Origin of the sequence: Streptomyces sp. NPDC047061 (assembly GCF_040643955.1) — a bacterium.
In the GTDB taxonomy this organism is placed as follows: Bacteria; Actinomycetota; Actinomycetes; order Streptomycetales; family Streptomycetaceae; genus Streptomyces.
In genome coordinates, this window is sequence record NZ_JBEYVI010000051.1 from 43,656 (window position 1) to 68,640 (window position 24,985).

At 71.7% G+C, this 24,985-nt stretch carries 19 protein-coding genes and 1 riboswitch; of the genes, 15 read left to right on the plus strand and 4 right to left on the minus strand.

All coding sequences use genetic code 11. The features are described from left to right. Positions 1-118 precede the first annotated feature (118 nt). The 6 genes from ABZ887_RS44200 (at position 119) to ABZ887_RS44225 (ending at position 7,136) form a co-directional block, all read left to right on the plus strand. A complete protein-coding gene (locus ABZ887_RS44200; RefSeq protein ID WP_361303738.1) occupies positions 119-1,819 on the plus strand; it encodes a GMC family oxidoreductase in 1,701 nt (566 codons plus the stop codon). A gap of 58 nt (positions 1,820-1,877) precedes the next feature. Then, a complete protein-coding gene (locus ABZ887_RS44205; protein ID WP_361303741.1) occupies positions 1,878-2,366 on the plus strand; it encodes a DUF6379 domain-containing protein in 489 nt (162 codons plus the stop codon). Continuing rightward, a complete protein-coding gene (locus ABZ887_RS44210) occupies positions 2,363-3,487 on the plus strand; it encodes a hypothetical protein (RefSeq protein ID WP_361303744.1) in 1,125 nt (374 codons plus the stop codon). Before ABZ887_RS44205 ends, ABZ887_RS44210 begins: the two co-directional genes overlap by 4 nt. Then, entirely contained in the window at positions 3,484-4,692 is a 1,209-nt protein-coding gene (locus tag ABZ887_RS44215; RefSeq protein ID WP_361303747.1) for a lactonase family protein, read from the plus strand. The genes ABZ887_RS44210 and ABZ887_RS44215 overlap by 4 nt, the downstream gene beginning before the upstream one ends. An 81-nt stretch (positions 4,693-4,773) precedes the next feature. Further along, complete coding sequence (locus ABZ887_RS44220) at positions 4,774-5,943, plus strand: citrate synthase (protein ID WP_361303750.1); 1,170 nt, start codon at positions 4,774-4,776, stop codon at positions 5,941-5,943. An 83-nt stretch (positions 5,944-6,026) separates the two neighbouring features. Then, positions 6,027-7,136 carry a GTP-binding protein gene (locus tag ABZ887_RS44225; RefSeq protein WP_361303753.1) on the plus strand — a complete coding sequence of 370 codons (1,110 nt, stop codon included), beginning with the start codon at positions 6,027-6,029 and terminating at the stop codon, positions 7,134-7,136. Here ABZ887_RS44225 and ABZ887_RS44230 read toward each other — a convergent pair. Then, the gene (locus ABZ887_RS44230; RefSeq protein WP_361303756.1) at positions 7,133-9,589 is read right to left on the minus strand and encodes a DNA topoisomerase IV subunit A; all 2,457 of its coding nucleotides are present in this window, start codon (positions 9,587-9,589) and stop codon (positions 7,133-7,135) included. The two genes, ABZ887_RS44225 and ABZ887_RS44230, sit on opposite strands and share 4 nt — an antisense overlap. A 279-nt stretch (positions 9,590-9,868) precedes the next feature. On the opposite strand from ABZ887_RS44230, the gene ABZ887_RS44235 reads away from it, so the two are divergent. The 4 genes from ABZ887_RS44235 (at position 9,869) to ABZ887_RS44250 (ending at position 14,801) form a co-directional block, all read left to right on the plus strand. Next, positions 9,869-11,272 carry a pitrilysin family protein gene (locus ABZ887_RS44235; protein WP_361303759.1) on the plus strand — a complete coding sequence of 468 codons (1,404 nt, stop codon included), beginning with the start codon at positions 9,869-9,871 and terminating at the stop codon, positions 11,270-11,272. Further along, a complete protein-coding gene (locus tag ABZ887_RS44240; RefSeq protein ID WP_361303762.1) occupies positions 11,269-12,657 on the plus strand; it encodes a pitrilysin family protein in 1,389 nt (462 codons plus the stop codon). Before ABZ887_RS44235 ends, ABZ887_RS44240 begins: the two co-directional genes overlap by 4 nt. 191 nt (positions 12,658-12,848) lie before the next feature. After that, positions 12,849-13,012: riboswitch (cyclic di-AMP (ydaO/yuaA leader) on the plus strand. A gap of 12 nt (positions 13,013-13,024) precedes the next feature. After that, positions 13,025-13,780: a M23 family metallopeptidase gene (locus ABZ887_RS44245; protein WP_361303765.1), complete on the plus strand. Its 756-nt coding sequence runs from the start codon at positions 13,025-13,027 to the stop codon at positions 13,778-13,780. Between the two features lie 325 nt (positions 13,781-14,105). Beyond that, a complete protein-coding gene (locus ABZ887_RS44250) occupies positions 14,106-14,801 on the plus strand; it encodes a GntR family transcriptional regulator (protein ID WP_361303768.1) in 696 nt (231 codons plus the stop codon). A 314-nt stretch (positions 14,802-15,115) separates the two neighbouring features. Here the strand turns inward: ABZ887_RS44250 and ABZ887_RS44255 are convergent, their stop codons facing one another. Beyond that, positions 15,116-15,397 (minus strand): HPr family phosphocarrier protein, encoded by a 282-nt coding sequence (locus tag ABZ887_RS44255; RefSeq protein ID WP_361303771.1) that lies wholly within the window; start codon positions 15,395-15,397, stop codon positions 15,116-15,118. Between the two features lie 176 nt (positions 15,398-15,573). On the opposite strand from ABZ887_RS44255, the gene ABZ887_RS44260 reads away from it, so the two are divergent. From ABZ887_RS44260 to ABZ887_RS44275, 4 genes are all read left to right on the plus strand, one after another. Continuing rightward, a complete protein-coding gene (locus tag ABZ887_RS44260; protein WP_361303774.1) occupies positions 15,574-18,417 on the plus strand; it encodes a GNAT family N-acetyltransferase in 2,844 nt (947 codons plus the stop codon). A 133-nt stretch (positions 18,418-18,550) separates the two neighbouring features. Next, positions 18,551-19,138, plus strand: coding sequence for a DUF5998 family protein (locus ABZ887_RS44265; protein ID WP_361303777.1), 588 nt, complete (start codon positions 18,551-18,553; stop codon positions 19,136-19,138). Further along, positions 19,135-20,331: a nucleotide pyrophosphatase/phosphodiesterase family protein gene (locus tag ABZ887_RS44270; protein ID WP_361303830.1), complete on the plus strand. Its 1,197-nt coding sequence runs from the start codon at positions 19,135-19,137 to the stop codon at positions 20,329-20,331. The genes ABZ887_RS44265 and ABZ887_RS44270 overlap by 4 nt, the downstream gene beginning before the upstream one ends. 42 nt (positions 20,332-20,373) lie before the next feature. Then, positions 20,374-21,021: a thymidine kinase gene (locus ABZ887_RS44275; RefSeq protein WP_361303780.1), complete on the plus strand. Its 648-nt coding sequence runs from the start codon at positions 20,374-20,376 to the stop codon at positions 21,019-21,021. Positions 21,022-21,167: 146 nt separating this feature from the next. Here the strand turns inward: ABZ887_RS44275 and ABZ887_RS44280 are convergent, their stop codons facing one another. Beyond that, positions 21,168-21,476, minus strand: a complete 309-nt coding sequence (locus ABZ887_RS44280; RefSeq protein ID WP_361303783.1) for a hypothetical protein — start codon at positions 21,474-21,476, stop codon at positions 21,168-21,170. 202 nt (positions 21,477-21,678) lie between these two features. On the opposite strand from ABZ887_RS44280, the gene ABZ887_RS44285 reads away from it, so the two are divergent. Then, complete coding sequence (locus tag ABZ887_RS44285; RefSeq protein WP_361303785.1) at positions 21,679-22,800, plus strand: transposase; 1,122 nt, start codon at positions 21,679-21,681, stop codon at positions 22,798-22,800. A gap of 21 nt (positions 22,801-22,821) precedes the next feature. Here the strand turns inward: ABZ887_RS44285 and ABZ887_RS44290 are convergent, their stop codons facing one another. Beyond that, positions 22,822-24,768 carry a helix-turn-helix domain-containing protein gene (locus ABZ887_RS44290; protein ID WP_361303788.1) on the minus strand — a complete coding sequence of 649 codons (1,947 nt, stop codon included), beginning with the start codon at positions 24,766-24,768 and terminating at the stop codon, positions 22,822-22,824. Between the last annotated feature and the right edge of the window lie 217 nt (positions 24,769-24,985).

Here is a 24,985-nt window from a genome sequence, read left to right on the forward strand (position 1 = left end):
CCACTGTGCACAGGACACACGACATCCATACACGTCACATCGGTACACGTGACATCCGCACACATGACACCGACACGCATGACATCCACGACGTGACAGCCGAAGGCGGGTGCCGGGCATGACCTCCCTCGACAAGCGCTACGACGCCCTGGTCGTCGGCTCCGGCGCGGCCGGCAGCATCGCCGTCAAGGAACTCACCGAGCGGGGCCTGGAGGTGCTCCTCCTGGAAGCCGGCCGCGACATCGGCGAGGCCGACTTCATCCCGGCGCCCCCGTCCGCGCCCAAGGCGATGAGCATCGGCCTCGGCGGCCGTCTCCGCTCCGGCCTGCGGGGGCAGTACATCCAGGCCCGCCGGGCCATGTTCAAGGACCAGACCAGCCCGTTCCTCGTCAACGACTGGCAGCACCCGTACGCCTCGGACAGCGAGTTCCTCTGGATCCGGGGCCGTCAGCTCGGCGGACGCCTGCACGCCTACGGACGCGTGCTGCTGCGCTCCTCCGACCACGAGTTCAAGGCCGCGTCACGCGACGGGTACGGCGAGGACTGGCCCTTCTCCTACGCGGACCTCGCCCCGTACTACGACCGGGTCGAGGAGTTCACGGGCCTCTACGGCACCGCCGACGGGCTGCCCAACCTCCCGGACGGCAGCTACCGCGGGCCGTCTCCGCTGACCACGGCGGAGAAGGAGTTCAAGGCCACGGTCGAGGGCCGCTGGGCGAACCGCCACGTCGTACCGTGGCGCTACGCGGCCCCCAACCTGCACCGGGTCCCGCTCGGGATCGTCGCGGCCCGCGCGACGGGACGGCTGACCACGCGCACGGACGCGATCGTGCACAAGATCACGATCAATCCGAAGACGGGCCTCGCGGACGGTGCGGTCTTCATCGACCGGAACACCAGGACCGAGCACCGCGTCCGCGCGGACGTCGTGGTGATGTGCGCGTCGGCCATCGAGACGGTCCGGCTGCTGCTCAACTCCGGCGGCACCGCGCACCCCACCGGCCTGGCCAACTCCTCCGGTCTGCTGGGCCGCTACTTCATGGACCAGACCCCCAGCCTGCTCTTCGGCGACGATCCGCACCACCCCGGGGCCGAGGCGCCGGAGGACCCCGCTCCGCCGGACCCGTACTACCCGCCGATCGGCGGCGTCTACATCCCGCACTTCGACAACGTCGACGCGAAGACCGCCAACCCCGCGTTCGCCCGCGGCTGGTCGGTGCAGGGCACGATAGGCCGGATGCCCGTACCGGAGGGCGCCGGCGGTGTCGTCGGCCTGATGGGGTTCGGCGAGATGCTGCCCTACCACGACAATCGCATCACGCTGCACGCGCGCCGCACCGACGCCTGGGGCATCCCCATCCCACGGATCCACCTCGCGATCACCGACAACGAGCGGGCCCTGATGCGCGCCCAGGTCCGGGGCCTGCGCGAGATGGCCGAGGCGAGCGGCTACCGGGTCAACTTCGCCGCCTCCGCACTCGGCCTGGACTCGAAGAGGATCTGGCCCGACGCCGACCCGGTCAGCCGGGCGATCTTCCGGCTCGGGATCAGGCGGAGCCTCGCGATGGGCGCCGCGATCCACGAGTGCGGCGGCGCCCGGATGGGCGACGACCCGGCCAAGTCCGTCCTCAACGCACACAACCAGGCCTGGGACGTCCCCAACCTCTTCGCCACGGACGCCAGTTGCTACGTGTCGAACGGCGGGGTCGGCCCGACGCTGACGATCATGGCCCTCACCGCACGCGCCTGCGAGTTCATCGCCCGCGAGCACGCGGACGGATCGCTCCACCGCCACAGTCACAGCCACGGCCACCGCTGACCGCGCCGTCCGCGATCACCCGCCTCCGACCACCCCGCGATCCCACCTGGTGCAAGGAATGTTCGAAAACTTCTTGATCCGCCCCGACAGCCTGCGCAACGAGGTCCGCGACGGCCGGACGGTGGGCTTCACGCTCGCCGTCCGCCACGCGAACTACCGCGGCTGCTACCTCTCCCTCCACAACGGCTACTACGTCGAGGTCGACGGGACCGAGTACCCCACGACCGCCCAGACCTTCGAGATCAACGCCCGGCCGCCCCGGACCTTCGACGAGATCCGCACCGCCGTCCACGAACACTGGGACTACGACGACGAGGCGATCCTGCACGTCGCCGCCCCCGGCGGACTCGCCCCCGGCGAGCACAGGGTCCGCTTCCAGCAGTCCGTCCTGGCCGCCTACGGCTACCTGCCCACCGACGAGGAATGGGTGAAGCACCCGCCGAAGCCGGGCTCCGGAGCGGGCTCCGACAAGGCCCCCGACATCGTCGCCTACACCCTCACCCTGACCGGCCCGACCGAGCCGACCGAGCCGGAGGAGACCCGATGACCATCCAGCGCGGGGTGTCCCTCTACAGCTATCAGCAGTCCCAGTTCTTCAAGGAACTCACCCTCGAGGACCAGATCCGCGAGGTCGGCCGGAACCTCGGCGGCGCCGACGGCATCGAGCTCGTCGACGAGATGTCCCTGCGCTACCCGGACCCGGGCGTGGACTTCCGGCGCGTGTGGTTCGGGTGGATGGAGACCTACGGCACCAGGCCCGTCGCCATGGACGTAGGCATGGACGTCCTGCAGTTCCGCGACCACGTCATGACCTACGAGGAGTGCGCCGACCGGCTGCGCCACGACATCCGGCTCGCCAAGTCCCTCGGCTTCGCCAACGTACGGGTCCTGTCCGTCGTCCCCGTCGAGATCCTCGTCTCGGCCCTGCCACTCGCCGAACAGCTCGACATCCGGCTCGGCAAGGAGATCCACCAGCCCATGAGGCTGGAGGGCCCCGAGGTCGGCGACATCCTCGACATCGTCGAACGCACCGGTACCAGGCACCTCGGCATCGTGCCCGACCTGGGGATCTTCCAGTTCCGTCCCTCGGAGGTCCTGCTGGCGTGGCTGGAACGCCGAGGTGCCCGGCCCACGGCCTCCCAGGCGTCGGTCGACCTCGCCCTGGACATCCACCGGGGCGAGGCCCCCTTCGACCTGACGGCGGTCCACCGCCACACCGCCGGCAACCTGCGCTCCGACTTCAACCGGTTCCTGACCACGGGGGAGTGCCAGCCGGAGTTCCGAGAGGTGTTCGACGGGGTCGAACGGTATGCCCGGGACCGCGTGCAGGACCCCCGGGACATCGACTACCGGACCGTGGCCGAGGCGCTGATGCTCTCCCGGACCTCCGCCGAGACGCTCCGCCAGATCGCCCCCCATGTCATCCATGTGCACGGCAAGTTCAACAACATGTCCGAGATCCCCGGCCGCCCCGGCCAGTACCAGGACATCGCCATCGACTACGACGCCGCGATCGGCGCCCTGAAAGCCGGCGGCTTCGACGGCTACGTCAACTCCGAGTACGAGGGACAGCGTTACTCCCAGGACCGGGGCCGGGAAGACCTGATGGACGAGGTGGACCAGGTCCGCCGCCACCAGGAGATGCTGCGGAGGCTGCTGGCCGCATGAGTACCACGGAACCGACACCCCGCCTCATCGCCTGCGTCGGCGGCTACGGCAGCTCCTCCGACGCCGGCGCGGGCGGCATCACCGTGCTCGCCGTGAGCCCGGACGGCGGAAAGCTCACGCCGCTGAGCAGAGTCACCGAACCCCGGGAAGCCTGCTACCTCGCCTACTCCCCGTCGACCCGGACGCTGTACGCGGTCGACGAACGCAAGAACGACGGCCGTGGCCCGGTCGAGCCGCCCGCCAGCGTGCACGCCCTGTCCGTGTCCGCCCGGGACGGCCGCCTCACCTGGCTCAACTCCCGCCCCGCGCCCGGCCCCCGGCCCACCTACCTCGCACTCGACGAGCGCCGGGGCGTCCTCGTGACCGCCAACCACGGAGACTTCGACCACGTCGAACACGTCTTCCGCGCGGACGACGGCACCTGGACCGTGGGGTATCTCTACGACGACTCGACCGTGCTGCTCTACGACCTGGAACCGGACGGCCGGATCGGCGAGCTCCGGGACGTGCGGGTGCTGCCCGGCCACGGCCCGGACCCGAACTCCTCGCCGCAGGCCGGCGGACACGCCCAGTCGAGCGCCCACGCACACTGCGCGGTCATCGACCCCTCGGGCCGGTACGTGCTGGTGGCCGACAAGGGCACCGACCGCATCCTCGTCCACGCGCTCGGCGACACGCTCGACCTCGTGCACACCCACACGTGCCCGCCGGAGACCGGCCCCCGGCACATCGCCTTCGACCCCCTCTCCGACCGGGCCTACGTCACCTGCGAGTTCTCGTCCGCCCTGGCGTCGTTCGCGTTCGACCGGGAGTCGGGCCGGCTGCGCCCGCTCGACCGGGTCCCGACCGTCGCACCCGACCACCAGGGCCTGAACGAGCCGGCCGAGGTACGGGTCCACCCGAACGGCAGGTTCGTCTACGTCAACAACCGCGGGGAGGACTGCGTCGCCTGGTTCCGGGTCGCCGACGACGGCACGCTCACCCGCGCGGGAGACGTCCGCATCGCCCGCTCCCTCCACCCGGGCGTCGCGGCCCGCAGCTTCACCTTCGATCCGTCGGGCACGTTCCTGCTCGTCGCCGACCGGCCGGCCGACCTGGTGCGCTCGTACGCGGTCGACGGAGACGACGGGGCGCTGTCCCCGATGACGGAGACGCACGTCCCGCAACCGGCGTTCATCGTGTTCGCGCAGCTGACGAGACAATAGATTGATTCAATCAACATTGACAGCCATGTCGTCAATGATGGACAGTCGAATCAAGTTCAAGGAGGAAAGCGGAGGCAGGTCATGACCGTCAACAGGAGTGCGTCGGCCCTTGTCGAGGTGCCGCGCGGGCTCGCCGGCGTCGTCGTCACGGACACCGAGGTCGGCGACGTCCGGGGCAGCGAGGGCTTCTACCACTATCGCCAGTATTCGGCGGTCGAACTCGCCCGCACCCGTGGCTTCGAGGACGTCTGGCACCTCCTGGTCCACGGCGAACTGCCGGGCCCGGAGCGCGCGGCGGCCTTCGCCGCCGAGACCGCCGCGCTCCGGCGCCTGCCCACCGAGGTCCGGGCGGCCCTGCCCGCGGTGGCCGCGGCGAGCCGCGCGTCCGGCCCGCTGGCCGGCCTGCGCACCGCCCTCTCGCTGCTCGGCGCGGCCCAGGGGTTCCGGCCGGTGTACGACATCGACGCGGACCGGCGCCGCGCCGACACGGTCGCCGCCTGCGCGGCCGTACCGACCCTGCTCACGGCGCTGTACCGGCTGGGGCAGGGGCTCGACCCGGTGGAACCGCGCGAGGACCTGTCGTACGCGGCCGACTACCTCTACATGCTGACGGGCGTGGAACCGGAACCCCGGCAGGCGCGTGCGGTCGAGCAATACCTGATCTCCACCATTGATCATGGATTCAATGCATCAACGTTCACCGCACGCGTCATCGCGTCGACGGGCGCGGATGTCGCGGCCTGCCTCGTGGGTGCCGTCGGCGCCCTGTCCGGGCCGTTGCACGGGGGTGCGCCGAGCCGTGCGCTGGACACCCTGGACGCGATCGCGACGCCCGACCGGATCGACCCGTGGATCCGCGCGCGGGTCCTCGCCGGTGACCGCGTGATGGGCTTCGGGCACGCGGTCTACCGCACGGAGGACCCCCGTTCCCGGATGCTCCGCGAGATCGCCCAGGACTTCGGCGGCGAGCGGGTCGAGTTCGCCGTGGAGGTCGAACGCCACGTCGAGCGGATCCTCGCCGAGCTGAAGCCCGGCCGCGAACTCCACACCAACGTCGAGTTCTACGCGGGCGTGGTCATGGAACTCTGCGGCCTGCCCCGCGAGATGTTCACCCCCACGTTCGCGGCGGCCCGCGCGATCGGCTGGAGCGCCAACATCCTGGAACAGGCGACGGACTCGAAGATCATCCGACCGGTGGCCCGGTATGTGGGGCCGGAGCCGGGGGCGGCCGACGCCGTCACCGCGTCGTAGCCGGAACGGGTCGCGTTGTCCGGTCCGGAGGTTTCCTATCCTGGACCGGCCCGCCACCCCCGCCCGCGCGAAAGAGGCCCCCGTTGGAGCACCGCCCCACCCCCCGGCAGATCCCGGTCGTCGTCCTCGCCGGATTCCTGGGGTCCGGGAAGACCACGCTCCTCAACCACCTGCTGCACCGCAGCGGAGGCAGCCGGATCGGGGCGATCGTCAACGACTTCGGGGCCATCGAGATCGACGCGATGGCCGTGGCCGGGGCCCTCGGCGACTCGACCGTCTCGCTCGGCAACGGCTGCCTGTGCTGCGCCGTCGACGCCAGTGAACTGGACGTCTACCTGGAGCGGCTCGCGGGCCCTGGCACCGGCGTCGACGTCGTCGTCATCGAGGCGAGCGGTCTCGCCGAACCCCAGGAACTCGTCCGGATGCTGCTCGCCAGCGAGCATCCCGGAATCGTCTACGGCGGCCTCGTCGAGGTCGTCGACGCCGCGGAGTTCGACGGCACGCGCGCGAAGCACCCCGAGATCGACCGGCACCTCGCCCTGGCCGACCTGGTCGTCGTCAACAAACTCGACCGGGCCGCGGAGGGCGGCGAGCGCGTCCTCGGGCTCGTGCGGTCGCTCAGCGACCGGGGGGCCGCCGTCGTCCCGGCGACCTACGGCCGCATCGACCCCGGGTTCCTGTTCGACTGCCGCCCCGGCGAGGAGCGCATCGGACAGCTGTCCTTCGACGACCTGCACGACCGCCACGACGACGACCGTCACGACGACGGCACGCACGACGGTCACGACGACGGCACGCACGAGGGGCATCTGCACACCGCCTACGGCAGCCTGTCCTTCACCGCCGCGCTGCCCCTGGACCCCCGTCGGCTGATGACCTTCCTCGACAGCCGCCCCGAGGGGCTCTACCGGATCAAGGGGTACGTCGACCTGGGGCCGTACGACACGGCCAACCGGTACGCCGTGCATGCCGTGGGGCGGTTCCTGCGCTTCTACCCGGAGGCCTGGGGGAGCGAGGAGGAGCGGCTCACGCAACTCGTCCTGATCGGCTCCGGCATCGACACGGCCGCGCTGCACAAGGAGCTGGAGGCGTGTACGAACGACGCCCCACACGCCGACGAGCACGGCATGTGGGGCGTCCTGCGGTACGTACAGAGTCTGGACGAGGGCCCTGAGCAGGGCTACGAGGCCTAGACCGGGCCCGCCGTCACCGACACCGTCTTCGGCAGCGAGACGCCGGAGCCGTCCCGGCGCGGGTCGAGCTCCGGGAGCTCGGCCGGGGAGCCGTCCTTCTGGGCCGCCTTCGCCGGGACCGGGCCCGCCCAGGCGAAGGACAGGCAGTCCTCGCCCTTCAGGAACCGCTGGCAGCGCACGCCGCCGGTGGCGCGGCCCTTGCGCGGGTACTGGTCGAACGGGGTCAGCTTGGCCGTCGTCTGGACCGAGTCGTCGAGCGTGCCGCGCGAGCCGGCCACCGTGAAGACCACCGCGTCGGCCGCCGGGTCGACCGCGGTGAAGGAGATGACCTTCGCGCCCTCCGTGAGCTTGATGCCCGCCATGCCGCCCGCCGGACGGCCCTGCGGACGCACCTGGGAGGCCTGGTAGCGCAGCAACTGCGCGTCGTCCGTGATGAAGACCAGGTCCTCCTCGCCGGTGCGCAGTTCCACCGCGCCGACGATCCGGTCGCCCTCCTTGAGGGTGATGACCTCCAACTCGTCCTTGTTGGACGGGTAGTCGGGCACCACGCGCTTCACGACGCCCTGTTCGGTGCCCAACGCCAGGCCGGGCGAGGACTCGTCCAGCGTGGTCAGGCAGACCACCGACTCGCCGTCCTCCAGGGAGAGGAACTCGGAGAGCGGCGCGCCGCCCGCGAGGTTCGGGGCGGTCGCCGTGTCGGGGAGCTGCGGGAGGTCGACGACGTTGATGCGCAGCAGGCGGCCCGTCGAGGTCACCGCACCGACCTCGCCGCGCGCGGTCGCGGGGACCGCGGAGACGATCACGTCGTGCTTGGCGCGCCTGCCGTCGGTGTCCGCCGGGAACGGCTCGCCGTTCGTCGTGCGCGCCAGCAGGCCCGTCGAGGACAGCAGCACCCGGCACGGGTCGTCGGCCACCTGGAGCGGCACCACGGCCGCCACGGCGCCGGACGCCTCCAGCAGGACCGTGCGCCGCTCGGTGCCGAACTTCTTGGCGACCGCGGCCAGTTCGGCCGAGACCAACTTGCGCAGCTCCGCGTCCGACTCCAGGATCCGGGTCAGCTCGGCGATCTCCGCGGTGAGCTTCTCCTTCTCCGCCTCCAGCTCGATGCGGTCGTACTTGGTGAGACGGCGCAGCGGGGTGTCCAGGATGTACTGCGTCTGGATCTCCGACAGCGAGAAGCGCTCCATCAGGCGCTGCTTGGCGTCCGCGCTGTTCTCGCTGGAGCGGATCAGCCGGATGACCTCGTCGATGTCGACGAGGGCCGTGATCAGGCCCTCCACCAGGTGCAGCCGGTCGCGGCGCTTGGTGCGGCGGAACTCGCTGCGCCGGCGGACCACCTCGAACCGGTGGTCCAGGTAGACCTCGAGGAGCTCCTTCAGGCCCAGCGTGAGCGGCTGGCCGTCCACCAGCGCCACGTTGTTGATGCCGAAGGACTCCTCCATCGGCGTCAGCTTGTAGAGCTGCTCCAGCACTGCCTCGGGCACGAAGCCGTTCTTGATCTCGACGACCAGACGCAGCCCGTGCTCGCGGTCGGTGAGGTCCTTGACGTCGGCGATGCCCTGCAGCTTCTTGGCGTTGACCAGGTCCTTGATCTTGCCGATGACCTTCTCGGGGCCGACCGTGAACGGCAGTTCGGTGATGACCAGGCCCTTGCGGCGGGCCGTCACCGTCTCCACCGCCACCGTGGCCCGGATCTTGAAGGTGCCGCGGCCCGTCTCGTACGCGTCCCGGACGCCCTCCAGGCCGACGATCCGGCCGCCGGTGGGCAGGTCGGGACCCGGGACGTGCTTCATCAGCGTCTCCAGGTCCGCGTTCGGGTAGCGGATCAGGTGGCGCGCGGCCGAGATCACCTCGCCGAGGTTGTGCGGCGGCATGTTCGTCGCCATGCCGACGGCGATGCCCGACGAGCCGTTCACCAGCAGGTTCGGGAACGCGGCCGGCAGCGCCACCGGCTCCTGCTCCTGGCCGTCGTAGTTGGGCGCGAAGTCGACCGTGTCCTCGTCGATCGACTCGGTCATCAGGCTCGTCGCCTCGGCCATCCGGCACTCGGTGTACCGCATGGCGGCCGGCGGGTCGTCGTTGCCCAGCGAACCGAAGTTGCCGTGGCCGTCGACCAGCGGGACGCGCATCGAGAACGGCTGGGCCATGCGCACCAGCGCGTCGTAGATCGACGCGTCGCCGTGCGGGTGCAGCTTGCCCATCACCTCGCCGACCACGCGCGCGCACTTCACGTAGGCGCGGTCGGGGCGCACGCCCATCTCGTTCATCTGGTAGACGATCCGCCGGTGCACCGGCTTGAGGCCGTCGCGGGCGTCCGGCAGGGCGCGCGAGTAGATGACCGAGTACGCGTACTCGAGGTAGGAGCCGCGCATCTCGTCCACGACGTCGATGTCGAGGATTCTCTCCTCGAACGAGTCGTCGGGCGGCGGGGTCTTCGTGCTGCGGCGGGCCATCGCTGCCGGCTCCTTGCTCATGCGTGAACGGATCTGACGCGGACCATTGTGGACTGCGGTACTGACAACCCGGGCCAGGACCCGGTCTCCGCGGGCCCGCCCCGGTGCCGGAAGCCGTCACAGGGCGGGTGGGACGCAGGCTACGCGATCCGCCCGGACGATCCGCTCTGGGCGTACGTCGTGCGGGAACTTCGCCGGGTCCCCGCACGCTTGCATACAGTGGCAGGACCGGCAGAAGAACCGCGGTTCGAGACCGCTTCCGCGAGCGAAGGGACGTACATGCCCATGGGTCACACGACCACGGCCGAGACAGGCTCCGGAGGCCTGGCAGCGACCGAGCACCGCTTGGCCAACGGTCTGCGCGTGGTGCTCTCCGAAGACCACCTGACCCCGGTCGCGGCGGTCTGCCTCTGGTACGACGTCGGTTCCCGGCACGAAGTCAAGGGCCGTACCGGTCTGGCTCACCTTTTCGAGCACCTGATGTTCCAGGGCTCCGCCCAGGTGAAGGGCAACGGCCACTTCGAGCTCGTCCAGGGCGCGGGCGGCTCGCTCAACGGCACCACCAGCTTCGAGCGCACCAACTACTTCGAAACCATGCCCGCCCACCAGCTGGAGCTCGCCCTCTGGCTGGAGGCCGACCGGATGGGCTCCCTGCTCGCCGCCCTGGACGACGAGTCGATGGAGAACCAGCGGGACGTCGTCAAGAACGAGCGCCGCCAGCGCTACGACAACGTGCCCTACGGCACCGCGTTCGAGAAACTGACCGCGCTCGCCTACCCGGAGGGCCACCCCTACCACCACACGCCGATCGGCTCGATGGCGGACCTGGACGCGGCCACCCTGGAGGACGCGCGCGCGTTCTTCCGCACCTACTACGCGCCCAACAACGCGGTCCTGTCGGTCGTCGGCGACATCGACCCGGAGCAGACCCTCGCCTGGGTCGAGAGGTACTTCGGCTCCATCCCGGCGCACGACGGCAAGCCGACTCCGCGCGACGGCTCGCTGCCCGACATCATGGGCGGGCAGCTGCGCGAGGTCGTCGTGGAGGAGGTCCCGGCGCGGGCGCTGATGGCCGCCTACCGGCTCCCGGAGGACGGCACGCGCGTGTCCGACGCGGCCGACCTGGCGCTCACCGTCCTCGGCGGCGGCGAGTCCTCCCGCCTCTACAACCGCCTGGTACGTCGCGACCGTACGGCCGTCGCCGCCGGCTTCGGCCTGCTGCGGCTGGCCGGGGCGCCCTCCCTGGGCTGGCTCGACGTGAAGACCTCCGGTGACGTCGAGGTGCCGGTCATCGAGACCGCCATCGACGAGGAGCTCGCCCGGTTCGCCGAGGAGGGCCCGACGCCCGAGGAAATGGAGCGCGCCCAGGCCCAGTTGGAGCGCGAGTGGCTGGACCGGCTGGGCACCGTCGCGGGCCGCGCGGACGAACTGTGCCGCTTCGCCGTCCTGTTCGGCGACCCGCAGCTCGCCCTGACCGCCGTCCAGCGCGTCCTGACGGTCACCGCCGAGGAGGTCCAGGAGGTGGCCAAGGCCCGGCTGCGTCCCGACAACCGCGCGGTGCTCGTCTACGAGCCGCTGTCCGCGGAGTCCGCCGAGCACACCCAGGAGGCGGGCCGCGGCGAGGACCCCGAGCAGGAAGCCACCGTAGAGGCCGGCAACGAGAACGAGGAGACGGCCAAGTGACCGAGCTCGCCACCATGGACTTCCACCCCCAGCCACAGCCGGGCGAGGCCAAGCCCTGGGCCTTCCCCGCCCCGGAGCGCGGCACCCTGGACAACGGCCTGACCGTGCTGCGCTGCCACCGCCCGGGCCAGCAGGTCGTCGCCGTCGAGGTGCTCCTGGACGCGCCCCTGGACGCCGAGCCGGCCGGCCTGGACGGCGTCGCCACCATCATGGCGCGCGCCTTCTCCGAGGGCACCGACAAGCACTCCGCCGAGGAGTACGCCGCCGAGCTGGAGCGGGCCGGCGCCACCCTCGACGCGCACGCCGACCACCCCGGCGTCCGGATCAGCCTGGAGGTCCCGGCCTCCCGGCTCGCCAAGGGCCTCGGGCTGCTGTCCGACGCGCTCAGGGCGCCCGCCTTCGCCGACAGCGAGGTCGAGCGGCTGGTCCGCAACCGCCTCGACGAGATCCCGCACGAGCTGGCCAACCCCAGCCGCCGGGCCGCCAAGCAGCTCTACAAGGAGCTCTTCCCGGCCACCGCGCGGATCTCCCGCCCGCGCCAGGGCACCGAGGACACCGTCGAGAAGATCGACGCGGCCGCCGTCCGCGCCTTCTACGACCGGCACGTGCGCCCGGCCACGGCCACCGCGGTCGTCGTCGGCGACCTGACCGGCATCGACCTGGACGAGCTGCTCGGCGAGACCCTGGGCGCCTGGCGGGCCGCCACCGGGCAGCCCCGCCCGGTCCCGTCCGTGACCGCCGACGACACCGGCCGGGTCGTCATCGTGGACCGCCCGGGCGCCGTCCAGACCCAGTTGCTCATCGGCCGCGTCGGTTCCGACCGGCACGACCGTGTCTGGCCCGCCCAGGTGCTCGGCACCTACTGCCTGGGCGGCACCCTCACCTCCCGCCTGGACCGCGTCCTGCGCGAGGAGAAGGGCTACACCTACGGCGTCCGCTCCTTCGGGCAGGTCCTGCGGTCCGCCCCGGACGGCACCGGTGTCTCGATGCTCGCCATCAGCGGCTCCGTGGACACCCCGAACACCGGCCCGGCCCTGTCGGACCTGTGGACGGTGCTGCGCACGCTCGCCGCCGACGGCCTCACGGACGCCGAGCGCGACGTGGCCGTGCAGAACCTCGTCGGGGTGGCGCCGCTCAAGTACGAGACGGCGGCGGCCGTCGCGGGCACCCTGGCCGACCAGGTCGAGCAGTACCTGCCCGACGACTTCCAGGCCACGCTGTACCGGCAACTGGCCGCCACCGGCACCGTGGAGGCCACCGCGGCGGTCGTGAACGCCTTCCCGGTGGACCGCCTGGTGACCGTCCTCGTCGGGGACGCGGCGCAGATCAAGGAGCCCGTCGAGGCCCTCGGCATCGGCGAAGTCACGGTCGTCGCCGCGGAGTAGGGAACAGGCGGCTGAAGAGCCCTGGTGACCGCCGGGTCATCAGGGCTCTCGCATGTCCGAATTGAGGTGGAGGTTGCCTGTCTGCCCTGTGGGATGCGCTACAAAAACCGCGTTCCGTTTGGGCGGGGGGAGAGCGGCCTCGTAGGTTCTTCCGGGCTGTCCGTCAGGCACCGCGCCGCATCCGCGGCACCGGACAGTCATCGCCGAGTCCCCGCATGGCGCGAGCCAGGGGAGCCGGGGACCCACGCAGTCCCTGGGGTGAATCGGGCGCCCGCGCGTGTCGCGAGGGGGCCCGTAGGAGACCTTCCTGCTCCGAACCCGTCAGCTAACCCGGTAGGCGAGAGGGAAGGAAAGGACCAGCCTCTACATGGCGTTCATGTGCGCCTCCGGGAAGCACCGTCGTCCCGGCCGGGTGAAGCGCACCACCGCGCAGGCCGCCGGTATCGCGGCCCTCACCACCACCGGTGTCATCGGCACCGTCTCCGCCGCCCCGGCGCTCGCCGCCGAGAACTCCGTCGAGCAGACCGGCCTCACCCCGGTCATCACGCTCAGCGACTCGGTCGTCGAGCAGATCGACGCCCAGGCCGCGGCGCAGCAGGCCGCCGCCGACCGCAAGGCCGCCGAGGAGGCCGCCCGCAAGGAGGCCGCCGCCGAGGCCAAGAAGGAGCACGAGGCCGAGGTGCGGGCGGCCCGCGCGGCCGAGCGCAAGCGCCTCAACACCTTCGTCGCGCCGATCAGCGACTCCTACGTCTCCACCGGCTACAAGACCGGCGGCTCCCTGTGGTCCTCCGGCGCCCACACGGGCATCGACTTCCACGCCGCCGGCGGCACGGTCGTGCACGCCGTCGGCACCGGCACGGTCGTCTCCACCGGCTGGGGCGGGGCGTACGGCAACGAGATCGTCATCAAGATGGCCGACGGCATGTACACCCAGTACGGCCACCTCTCCTCCATCGGCGTCTCGGTGGGCCAGAAGGTCACCCCCGGCCAGCAGATCGGCCTCTCCGGTTCGACCGGCAACACCACCGGCCCGCACCTTCACTTCGAGGCCCGCACCACCCCGGACTACGGCTCCGACGTCGACCCGGTCGCCTACCTCCGCAAGCACGGCGTGAACGTCTGAGGGAGCTGGACGCGGGTCCGGCGCCGAGACCGACGGACCGAGCGCGCTTTGCCGGGTGCGGGTGCGTCGTGGCTGGTCGCGCAGTTCCCCGCGCCCCTTTCAGGGGCGTCACGCGCAGCGCCCCTTCAGGGGCGGCGACGACAACCCGTGAGATCTTCCGGAGCCCCGGCCCCTGTGCCGGGGCTTTCGTCGTTTTCGTGCACCCGGTGTCCAAAATATATCCCTGGATTCCGGCCCGCCGTCGGAAATTCCGGCTCATTGCAATAGAGTCACGGAACGGGCGCCACTTGGAGGCGTTTCACGGGGATTAAGGCGGAGGTCGGTCATGCGTATTCCGGCGCACTCGGTATGCACGGCGATCCGGGACGACATCGTCGCGGGTGTCTACGAGCGCGGCAGCCGGCTCACCGAGGAACTCCTGGCCCGCCGCTACGGGGTCTCGCGCGTCCCCGTCCGTGAGGCCCTGCGCACCCTGGAGGCCGAGGGCTTCGTCGTGACGCGCCGGCACGCGGGCGCGTGCGTCGCCGAACCGACCGAACAGGAGGCCGCCGACCTGCTGGAGATGCGCATGCTCCTGGAACCGCTCGGCGCCTCCAGGGCCGCCCAGCGCCGCACCGAGGCCCACCTCAAGGTGCTGCGCGGACTGGTGCGGCTGGGGCAGGAGCGGGCCAGGCGGGGGAACAGCGAGGACCTGCGCTCCCTGGGCGGCTGGTTCCACGAGACCCTTGCGCAGGCCTCCGGCAGCCACGCCCTGACCTCGACGCTCACCCAGCTGCGGCACAAGATCGCCTGGATGTACAGCGTCGAGACGCCCGCCAACCCGGTGGAGTCCTGGACGGAGCACGGCGCCATCGTGGACGCGGTGGCGCGCGGCGACGCCGAGCGCGCCCGGGCGATCACGGCGCTGCACACCGAGCGCTCGACGGTCTCCCACCGGCTGCGGTTCTCCGGCGCCACCGAACGGGCGAACGGTGTGAGGACTTCGCAACACCCCGTAAACATGTCGGGCCTGCGGCATTAACACGCGCACCGTATACAAAGAGATGTTATTCGGCGGGGTCTGTTTTCGCTGCCCTAATTCACGCGCGCCGGGAATTCGCCGTCGCGCTTCTTTCGTGCGCCCGTGGTAAAGCCGGGCGCCGGGGCCTCGCAAACTCCGGGACGGGGCCGTCGTAAAGCCGTGTGCGGCCCTGTTGTGAAGTCATGTGCGCCTGTCATGGAATTGCGGCACATGACGGGTGGCGCGGTACGGGCTCCAGGGCTCAGGGGGAAACGGCGGGGCCGCGCCGCCCCCTGGGGGAGTGGCGCGGCCCCGGACGTGCGGGCGCCGGGCGCTCAGACGGTCTCGGGGAGCTCCTCGAGACCCTCGGCGACCAGCTTGGCCAGGCGGTCGAGTGCGGCGTCCGCGCCCTCGGCCTCGGTGGCGAGGACGATCTCCTCGCCACCCTGGGCGCCCAGCCCCAGGACAGCCAGCATGGAGGCCGCGTTGACGGGGTTGCCCCCGGCCTTGGCGATCGTGACCGGGACGCCTGCGGCCGTGGCGGCTCGGACGAAGATGGAAGCGGGGCGGGCGTGGAGGCCCTCGGCCCAGCCGACGTTGACGCGGCGCTCAGCCATGTGATGCTGCCCTTCGGTGTTCAGGGTTGTCTAGACCAGTTTCCCACATCGTGAAGCATGCCCGGAGGGGACGTGAGCCCCTCCGGGTGTGTCGTCGGACCGCGGCCTCGGCCCGACTTCCGTCCTCCACAGACTGCCTCGCGCCGTTGTCGGACGCGAGCCGTACTCTGGGGCCCATGCAGACCCCGGCGGACCCGCAGGACCGGCACGAGTACCCGTCCCACTGGGAGGCTGACGTGGTGCTGCGCGACGGGGGTACCGCGCGCATCCGGCCCATCACCGTTGATGACGCCGAGCGACTGGTCAGCTTCTACGAGCAGGTGTCGGACGAGTCGAAGTACTACCGCTTCTTCGCGCCCTACCCCAGGCTCTCCGCCAAGGACGTCCACCGCTTCACGCACCACGACTTTGTGGACAGGGTGGGACTCGCGGCCACCATCGGCGGCGAGTTCATCGCAACCGTACGCTATGACCGCATTGGCCCCGACGGGACGCCCGCCTCGGCACCCGCCGACGAGGCCGAGGTCGCCTTCCTCGTCCAGGACGCCCACCAGGGGCGCGGCGTCGCCTCCGCCCTCCTCGAGCACATCGCGGCCGTCGCGCGCGAGCGCGGGATCCGCCGCTTCGCGGCCGAGGTGCTGCCCGCCAACTCCAAGATGATCAAGGTGTTCACGGACGCCGGCTACACCCAGCAGCGCAGCTTCGAGGACGGCGTCGTCCGCCTGGAGTTCGACCTGGAACCCACGGACCGCTCCCTCGCCGTGCAGCGCGCCCGCGAGCAGCGCGCGGAGGCCCGCTCGGTACGACGGCTGCTCGCGCCCGGCTCCGTGGCCGTGATCGGGGTCGGCCGCGCGCCCGGCGGGGTCGGCCGCAGCGTCCTCGGCAACCTCCGGGACGCCGGTTTCACCGGCCGCCTGCATGCCGTGAACCAGGCCTTCCCGGACGACCTCAAGGAGATCGACGGGGTGCCCGCGCACCGCTCGGTGCGGGACATCGACGGCCCTGTCGACCTCGCGGTGGTCGCCGTACCCGCCGAGCACGTGCCCGAGGTCGTCACCGAGTGCGGCGAGCACGGCGTCCAGGGGCTCGTCGTCCTCGCCGCCGGGTACGCGGAGAGCGGCCCCGACGGCCGGGAGCGCCAGCGCGCCCTCGTCCGCCAGGCGCGCACGTACGGCATGCGCATCATCGGCCCCAACGCCTTCGGGATCATCAACACCGCGGACGACGTCCGGCTGAACGCCTCCCTCGCCCCCGAGATGCCCCGCCCCGGCCGCATCGGCCTGTTCGCCCAGTCCGGCGCCATCGGCATCGCCCTGCTGTCCCGGCTGCACCGGCGCGGCGGCGGCGTCACCGGGACCACGGGCGTCTCCACCTTCGTCTCCTCCGGCAACCGCGCGGACGTCTCCGGCAACGACGTCCTCCAGTACTGGTACGACGACCCCGAGACCGACGTCGTCCTCATGTACCTGGAGTCCATCGGCAACCCGCGCAAGTTCACGCGCCTCGCCCGGCGGACGGGGGCGGCGAAGCCGCTGGTCGTGGTGCAGGGCGCGGGGGCGCCGCCGGGCCACGCGGTACGGGCGACGCGGCTGCCGCACGCCACGGTGTCCGCGCTGCTGCGGCAGGCCGGGGTGATCCGCGTCGACACCATCACCGAGCTGGTCGACGCGGGGCTGCTGCTCGCACGCCAGCCGCTGCCGGCCGGACCACGGGTGGCGATCCTCGGCAACTCGGAGTCGCTCGGGCTGCTGACCTACGACCGGTGCCTGGCCGAGGGGCTGCGGCCGGCCCGGCCACTGGACCTGACGACGCGGGCCACCGCCGGGGACTTCCACCGGGCGCTCGCGCAGGCGCTGGCGGACGAGTCGTGCGACGCGGTGGTCGTGACGGCGATTCCGACGATCGGGGAGGGAGCGGTCGGGGACGCGGAGCTGGCGGAGGCGCTGCGGTCGGCGGCCGAGGAGGTTCCGGGGAAGCCGGTGCTGGTGGTGCACGTGGAGCTCGGGGGGCTGGCGGAGGCGCTTTCGGCTGCGGGCCGTACCGCACCTACCGCGACTGCGACGGTACCCGGCACCGGTGGCGGTGCCCACCCGTTCCGCCCTGCGGAACGCCTGCGCACCGCGGTACCCGCGAAGCTTCCGGTCTCCCACCCCTACTCCCGTCTCATCCCCGCCTACCCCGCCGCCGAGCGGGCCGTGCGGGCGCTTGCCGAAGCGGTGAAGTACGGGCAGTGGCGGCGCGAGGCCGCCGATCCCGGGAAGGTGCCCGAGTTCGACGACATCGACGAGAGGAACGCCGCCCGGCTGATCGGCGCGCTGCTCGAACGCGGGGAGGGGCTCACCATCGGGGTCGAGGAGACCTGCCGGCTCCTCGGCAGGTACGGCATCGACGTGCACCGCGCGCTGCCCGCCCCCACCCCCGACGCCGCCGTCGCAGCCGCCCGTGCCCTCGGCTACCCCGTCGCCCTCAAGGCCACCGCTCCCCATCTGCGCCACCGCGCCGACCTGGGCGGAGTGCGGCTCGACCTGGCCGACGAGGAGCAACTGCGCCGGGCGTACGACGAGTTGAGCGAGCTGTACGGGACGCCCGAGGAGCTGCGGCCGGTGGTGCAGCGGATGGCGCCCCGGGGCGTGGACACCGTCGTACGGGCCGTGATCGACCCGGCCGCCGGGGCCGTGGTGTCCTTCGGCCTCGCGGGGGCCGCCTCGCAGCTGCTCGGGGACATGGCGCACCGGCTGGTTCCGGTCACCGACCGGGACGCCACCTCACTGGTGCGTTCGATCCGGACCGCGCCCCTGCTGTTCGGCTGGCGCGGTTCGGCGCCCGTCGACACGCCCGCCCTGGAGGAGCTGCTGCTCAGGGTCTCCCGGCTGGTCGACGATCACCCCGAGGTCGTCGCGGTCACCCTGGAACCGGTCGTGGTCGCCCGGCAGGGCGTGAGCGTCCTGGGGGCCACCGTCCGTCTCGCGCCACCGCCGGTCCGTGACGATCTGGGCCCGCGCACGCTGCCCGCCTACTGACCGCCGGCCGACCGGGACGAACGCCCGCACCCCTCGGCGGTGTTCGACGCGGCCGCGCGTGACGGCGGTGGCGCCGGACGCCGCCGCGCGCGACTGGCCCGGGTCCCCTTGCCCACGGATTAGGATGGACGCCATGGCCAAGACCAGTACGACGACCCAGGGGCTGCGCGTCGCGATCGAGCGCAGCGGCTACTACCCGGCCCTTGTGGCCGAGGCGGTGGAGGCCGCCATCGGTGGCGAGCCGATCCGGTCGTACCTGGTCCACCAGGAGACGACGTTCGACCAGAACGAGGTGCGGCGGCATGTGACCGTGCTCGTCCTCACCGGCAACCGCTTCATCGTCAGCCACACCGACGAGCAGGCCGCCGACACCACCTCCCCGACGCCGTACGCCACCACCTCGACCGAGTCGGTCAAGCTCGGCCGGATCTCGTCGGTCGTGGTCAGCCGGGTCGTGGCCAACCCGGAGCAGTACACGCCGGGCACCCTGCCCCGTGAGATCGTGCTGACCATCGGCTGGGGCGCCGTCTCCCGCATCGACCTGGAGCCCGCCGCCTGCGGCGACCCCAACTGCGAGGCCGACCACGGCTACACCGGCAACTCCACGGCGGACGATCTCAGCCTGCGGGTCAGCGAGGCCGGGGACGGCCCGGAGACGGTGCGCCAGGCGCTCGCCTTCGCCCAGGCCATCTCCGAAGCGACCGCGGACGTCACCCGCTGATGGCGTACGCCGCCTGGGACCATCCGGAACCCCTCGCCCTCGACTCCGCGCCGCTCCCCGAGTACGGCAGCGGTTCCCTCGCCGACCTGCTGCCCACCCTGGCCGCGGGCATGGCCGTACCCGGCATGACCGCGTCGATCACGGAGCTGACGCCCGCCGACCGCAACTGCGTCTTCCTGATCGACGGGCTCGGCTGGGAGCAGATCAAGGCGCACCCGGACGAGGCGCCCTACCTCACCGCCCTGCTCGGCAGCTCGCGCGGCGGCACCGGACGGCCGATCACCGCCGGCTACCCGGCCACCACCGCGACCTCCCTCGCCTCCGTCGGCACCGGCCTGCCGCCCGGCGCCCACGGCCTGCCCGGCTACACGGTCCGCAATCCGCAGACCCGGGAGCTGATGAACCAGCTGCGCTGGCAGCCCTGGACCGACCCGGTCGCCTGGCAGCCGTACCCCACGGTCTTCCAGCTCGCCCAGGACGCGGGGGTGCACTCCGCGCAGGTGTCCTCCCCGCACTTCGAGCACACCCCGCTCACCAAGGTCGCGCTCAGCGGCGGAACGTTTCACGGGCGGCTGACCGGCGAGGAGCGCATGGACCTGGCTGCGGAGCAACTCGCAGCCGGAGACCGCTCCCTGGTGTACACGTACTACGCCGAACTGGACGGCGCCGGGCACCGCTACGGCGTGGACTCCGACACCTGGCGCGGCCAGCTGATGCACGTCGACCGGCTCGTCCAGCGCCTCGCCGAGCAGCTCCCGCCGCGCAGCGCCCTGTACGTCACCGCCGACCACGGCATGGTCGACATCCCGTTCGACGAGCAGCACCGCATCGACTTCGACGAGGACTGGGAGCTGAAGGCGGGCGTCGCCCTGCTCGGCGGCGAGGGCCGGGCCCGGCACGTCTACGCGGTGCCCGGTGCCCAGAACGACGTCCTGACCTGCTGGCGCGAGGTGCTTGGCGAGCAGTTCTGGGTGGCCTCCCGGGACGAGGCGATCGCGGCCGGCTGGTTCGGCCCGTCGGCCCGGTTCGACGAGCGGGTGTACGAACGGATCGGCGACGTCGTCGCGGCCGCGCACGACGACGTCCTGATCATCGCCTCCGAGCGGGAGCCCAAGGAGTCGGCGATGGTCGGCAACCACGGCTCGATGACCCCCGCCGAGCAGCTCGTCCCGCTGCTCGAAGTACGCTCCTGACACCCCTGATCGCACAACTCACCGAAAGGTGCGCAACTCCCCATGCCCGAGCTGGTGTTCTTCTCCGGAACGATGGACTGCGGGAAGTCGACGCTGGCTCTGCAGATCGAGCACAACCGGTCGGCGCGCGGTCTCGTCGGCATGATCTTCAGCCGCGACGACCGCGCGGGCCACGGCAAGCTCTCCTCCCGCCTCGGCCTGGTCACGGACGCCGTGGAGGTCGAGGACGGCCAGGACCTTTACGCCTACCTGGTTGACCACCTCTCCCAGGGCGGCCGCGCGGACTACGTCATCGCCGACGAGGCGCAGTTCCTGGCGCCGGAGCAGATCGACCAGCTCGCGCGCGTGGTCGACGACCTGGGGCTGGACGTCTACGCGTTCGGCATCACCACCGACTTCCGCTCCAAGCTGTTCCCCGGCTCCCAGCGGCTGGTGGAGCTGGCCGACCGGGTCGAGGTGCTCCAGGTCGAGGCCCTGTGCTGGTGCGGCGCCCGCGCCACCCACAACGCCCGCACGGTCGACGGCGTCATGGTCGTCGAGGGCGCGCAGGTCGTCGTGGGCGACGTCAACCAGGCGGACACCATCGGCTACGAGGTCTTGTGCCGCCGCCATCACCGGCGCCGGATGACGGCGGCGTCGGCCCGTGCGGTGGCCCTGTCACCGGACGTGCTGCCGGTGTCCAGCACCTGACCGCTCGCGGTCAGAGGACGCGCCCTCCAGACACCGGCGGGGTTCCGGCCGCCGGGAGTGCTGAGAAGGCGTCACGACCTGACGGACCGCGGGTGCTGCCCCCTCGCGGGGACCCCGTCGAGGCCGCATCGTGGACCCACCGGCGGTCACTTACGTGACGTCGGTTCGGCGGAGTCGTCCTCGTCACTCGCCAGCGCGGTCGGCAGTGGTTCATGCCGGCACCGATGAGGACGCCCACGAGACGGTGGTCCTGGCGGAGCTTCTGCGACCACTGCGGCGAGACCGACGGCCACCGCGTTCAGGTGGCGATCGGGCTCGATCTGGTTCTCGAAGACCTCGGTATCCGGGAAGGACGACTCGTCGAGAAGGTGAACCAGGTTGTAGAGGTCGTGGTTGCCGAGGTTGAGAAGAGTGGCGGAGAGAAAGACCAGAGCATCCGCCCGGTCGGCGAGCAAGGCGGCCGCGGCGGCAAGTGTGGCCGGGCAACCGTCGTTGCTTCCAGGTGTGTGCCCGATCTACCTCCCGTCGCCGGGCGTGGGCGGCCAGTCTTGAGGCACAGCCACGGAGTTGGCGGACGGGGGAAACGTGAACGCACAGGTTGTCGCCAGTCACCGAATACGGTCGAACGCCCGGGACACCATTGATCCGGATGACGAGTTGAGCGCAGCGCTCTTCGCGTCGTTCCGCCGCAGTGATCAGCGGCTGAAGGCGCGGCACTATCTGAGCGGGTTGCTGGCGGCGAAGGGACGCAAGTCGATCCGGAACATCGCCGCATCCGTCGGCGGGCCCGCGGCCGAGCAGAGCCTGCACCACTTCATCAGCAGCTCCACCTGGGACTGGTCGCCCATCCGCGAGGCCCTCGCCGGCCACGTCACGCAGGCGCTGGCGCCACGCGCCTGGGTCGTACGGCCGCTGTTCATCGCGAAGGCGGGCGGGTACTCGGTCGGGGTGGAGCGGCAGTTCGCCCCGGGGCACGGACAGGTGCTCAACGGCCAGTTGGCCTTCGGGACCTGGGCCGCGGCCGAGGGGACCAGCGTTCCCCTCCAGTGGCGGCTACACCTTCCCGAGTCCTGGCTCGGAAACGCGAGCATGCGTCGCAGGGCGGAGATTCCCGACAGTGCCGAGGCGGAGACACCGGACGAGTGTGCGGCGGCCACGGCGCTGACCTTGCCGGACCGGTGGGGTGTGCCGAGGCGTCCCGTCGTGCTGGACACCCACGTGACGGGTCTCGGCGGGGTCGTCCGGCTCTTCGCCGAAGCGCGGATCCCCCTGCTCGTCCGGGTGACGGCGAGTACCCGGCTGACCGTGGCGGACCGCGCCATGCCCGGGTACCGCGCGGGAACGCTGCCGGCCGGCCGCATCATGGAGTCCGCGCGGGGCCTGCGCCGTCCGGTGGGCGCCGCCCCGGGGCCGGTGCGGGGCACCACGCTCGCGGCGGCGGTCCGGGTACGCCTGCCCCGGCCGGACTTCGGGCCCGAGCTGTCGCTGATCGGCGAGTGGCACGAACGCGGAAAGGCACCGACGGCGCTGTGGCTCGCGGCTCCGGTGACGGCACCGCTCGGTGATCTCGTGCGGTTGACCTGGCTTGCCCGGCGCGTTGCCCAGGACGAGAAGCAGATCGGCGAGCGGGTGGGTGTCCGTGACTTCGAGGGGCGCTCGTTCAGGGGCTGGCACCGCCACATGACCCTGGCCTCCGTCGCGCACGCGGTGTCGGTACTGGAGTCCGGGGCGGACGGGCCGGGCCGGCCGAGTCTTTGCGAGCTGCGGCCCTCCGCCTGACCTTCCTTGCGCCACCGACCCCTAGTCCGCCGCCCCATGCGGAGCCCGGCCGTCGGTGTTCCCCGCCGCCCCGGAACCCGCGTGCCGGTGCTGCAGGGTGTGCCGGGTGCGGTGCAGCCGCAGGGCGAGCTGGATCTCCAGTGCCCGCTGGGGATCCAGCCAGTCGGCTCCGAGGAGTTCGGCGATGCGCTCCAGCCGCCTGGACACCGTGTTGGGGTGGACATGCAGGCTCGCCGCCGCGCGTGTCGGGCTGGAGGAGGAGGCGAAATAGGCGTCGAGCGTCCGGGTGAGCTCGGTGAAGCGCTGTGTGTCGTAGTCCAGTACGGGGCCGATCACGGCCTCGATGTAGTCGCCGATGCCGTGGGTCTCGGAGAGCAGGACGCCGAGGAAGCCCATCTGCTGCGGGGTGGCGACGCCGCCGAGGTTGCCCAGTTCGGTGAGCGCTTCCAGGCAGCTGAGGGCCTCGCGGTGGGCCCGCGCCACGTGGTCCGGGCCCGACACCGGTCCGGCCGCCCCGACCGTGACGGGATGTCCGACGACCGGCGAGAGCTCCGCGGACACCGCGCCGGCCGCGGCGAGCGGGTCCTCGCCGGGGACCAGCAGCGTCACACAGCCGTCACGGAACTGCGTGAGCCCGGACATGCGATGGGCGTACGACGACGCCCATGCGGCGGCCCGGCCCTGCGGACCTCCCTCGGGCCGGGCCACCACCATCACATGCGGTTCCTCGATGGCGATGCCGAGCCGGCGGGCCTGCGTGATCAAGTGGCGGGGTTTCGGCCCGAGGTCGCTGAGCAGCTCCTCCAGCAGTTCGTCACGGATCTGGTCGTGAGCCACCGTCGAGGTGCGCTGCAGCAACAGGATGAGCGCGACCGCCCGGGCGGTGAGCTGGAGCAACCGCACTCCGAAGCCGTCCGTGAGCGGTTCGTCGGGGACCAGCAGAACGGTACCGAGGTTCTCGCCGCCGGCGGTGACGGGCGCGACCCAGCCGCCCTCGGACATGGGCACCGGGCAGCCGGCCGCATGGGCGTCGAAGGTCCACCTGAGCAGGTCCGCCTCGGCGAGTTCGGGCGGCGTACCGGTCACGACGACCTTTCGCCCGACGCAGTCCCTGACGACCATCGCCCCCGACAGGTCCCTGACCGCCGCTTCGGCGAGGGTCTGCGGGTCGCAGCCGCTGAGCACCAGGTCGATCAGCCGGATGTAGGCGGCCTCGACGCGTCGCTGCACGTCGAGACTGCTCCGGGCACGGGAGGTGTCCAGTTCCAGCTCGGTCACCTCGGCGCGGGTCTCCTCCAGCAGCCGCGCGCGTTCGATGGCGACCGCCGCGAGCTTGCCGAGCGAGCGCAGCAGGCTGATCTCGTCGGGTGAGAAGTGCCGCACCTTCCGGTCGGCGCCGTAGAGGGTGCCGAAGACCGTGGTGCCGTAGCCGAGCGGAACCGCCAGGATGGCGTGCAGGCCTTCGGCCCGTACGACGGCGTCGATCTCGGGGGAGTGCGGGATGTCCCTGTCGGGCAGGTAGTCGGGGCTCCAGGCGGGCGCCCCGCTCCGCTGCACGAGACCGCCGAGGCCGGAGTCGTCGGAGGTCTTCAGGCCCACGCTGCGGGAGGTGGTCTCGCCCTCCGCCGCGCGGATGACGGAGGTCCGGCCCCCGTCGTCCGTGTCGCGCAGTCCGACGTACGCCATGTCGAAGTTCAGCAGCCGCCGTGCCCGTCGGGCGATCTCGTGCAGGAGCGCGTCCATGCCGTGCACCAGGGTGAGGTCGTGGGCGGTGTCGACGAGCGCGGCGAGCCCGGCCTCCCGCTGCTGTGCGTGGCTGATCCGGGACTGGACGGACGAGGCCAGGCGGACGGCCTGGTCGAGTTCCGCGAGGGTGTCGTCGGAGACCTCCTCGTGCCGGGCGGCGCGCAGCAGTTCCACGAACCGTACGGCCGGCGCCCCCTCGGCGAGCAGTTCCAGCACGGACATCGCATCAGGCGACGCGGCCGACACCAGTCCCCCCATCATCATCCCCCGTGATCAAGCAGGTCGCTCCTTAGAGAGCCTAAGCTTGGGGACCTGCGGCGGCAACCCGGCTCATGGCCCGTGGTCGTGCAGGTGTTCGCACAGGTGGTGGTCGAGTCACCGCTCTCACCGGTCGGATGTGTGGCCGGGCCACCTGTCGCCCGTCGGGGGTGTCGCGAAA

Coding starts and splice junctions, on each gene's coding strand:
- ABZ887_RS44215 (WP_361303747.1), top strand. CDS start 3,484: ATGAGTACCACGGAACCGACACCCCGCCTCATCGCCTGCGTCGGCGGC.
- ABZ887_RS44245 (WP_361303765.1), top strand. CDS start 13,025: ATGGCGTTCATGTGCGCCTCCGGGAAGCACCGTCGTCCCGGCCGGGTG.
- ABZ887_RS44255 (WP_361303771.1), bottom strand. CDS start 15,397: ATGGCTGAGCGCCGCGTCAACGTCGGCTGGGCCGAGGGCCTCCACGCC.
- ABZ887_RS44250 (WP_361303768.1), top strand. CDS start 14,106: ATGCGTATTCCGGCGCACTCGGTATGCACGGCGATCCGGGACGACATC.
- ABZ887_RS44210 (WP_361303744.1), top strand. CDS start 2,363: ATGACCATCCAGCGCGGGGTGTCCCTCTACAGCTATCAGCAGTCCCAG.
- ABZ887_RS44265 (WP_361303777.1), top strand. CDS start 18,551: ATGGCCAAGACCAGTACGACGACCCAGGGGCTGCGCGTCGCGATCGAG.
- ABZ887_RS44260 (WP_361303774.1), top strand. CDS start 15,574: ATGCAGACCCCGGCGGACCCGCAGGACCGGCACGAGTACCCGTCCCAC.
- ABZ887_RS44220 (WP_361303750.1), top strand. CDS start 4,774: ATGACCGTCAACAGGAGTGCGTCGGCCCTTGTCGAGGTGCCGCGCGGG.
- ABZ887_RS44235 (WP_361303759.1), top strand. CDS start 9,869: ATGCCCATGGGTCACACGACCACGGCCGAGACAGGCTCCGGAGGCCTG.
- ABZ887_RS44290 (WP_361303788.1), bottom strand. CDS start 24,768: ATGTCCGTGCTGGAACTGCTCGCCGAGGGGGCGCCGGCCGTACGGTTC.
- ABZ887_RS44205 (WP_361303741.1), top strand. CDS start 1,878: ATGTTCGAAAACTTCTTGATCCGCCCCGACAGCCTGCGCAACGAGGTC.
- ABZ887_RS44200 (WP_361303738.1), top strand. CDS start 119: ATGACCTCCCTCGACAAGCGCTACGACGCCCTGGTCGTCGGCTCCGGC.
- ABZ887_RS44230 (WP_361303756.1), bottom strand. CDS start 9,589: ATGGCCCGCCGCAGCACGAAGACCCCGCCGCCCGACGACTCGTTCGAG.
- ABZ887_RS44275 (WP_361303780.1), top strand. CDS start 20,374: ATGCCCGAGCTGGTGTTCTTCTCCGGAACGATGGACTGCGGGAAGTCG.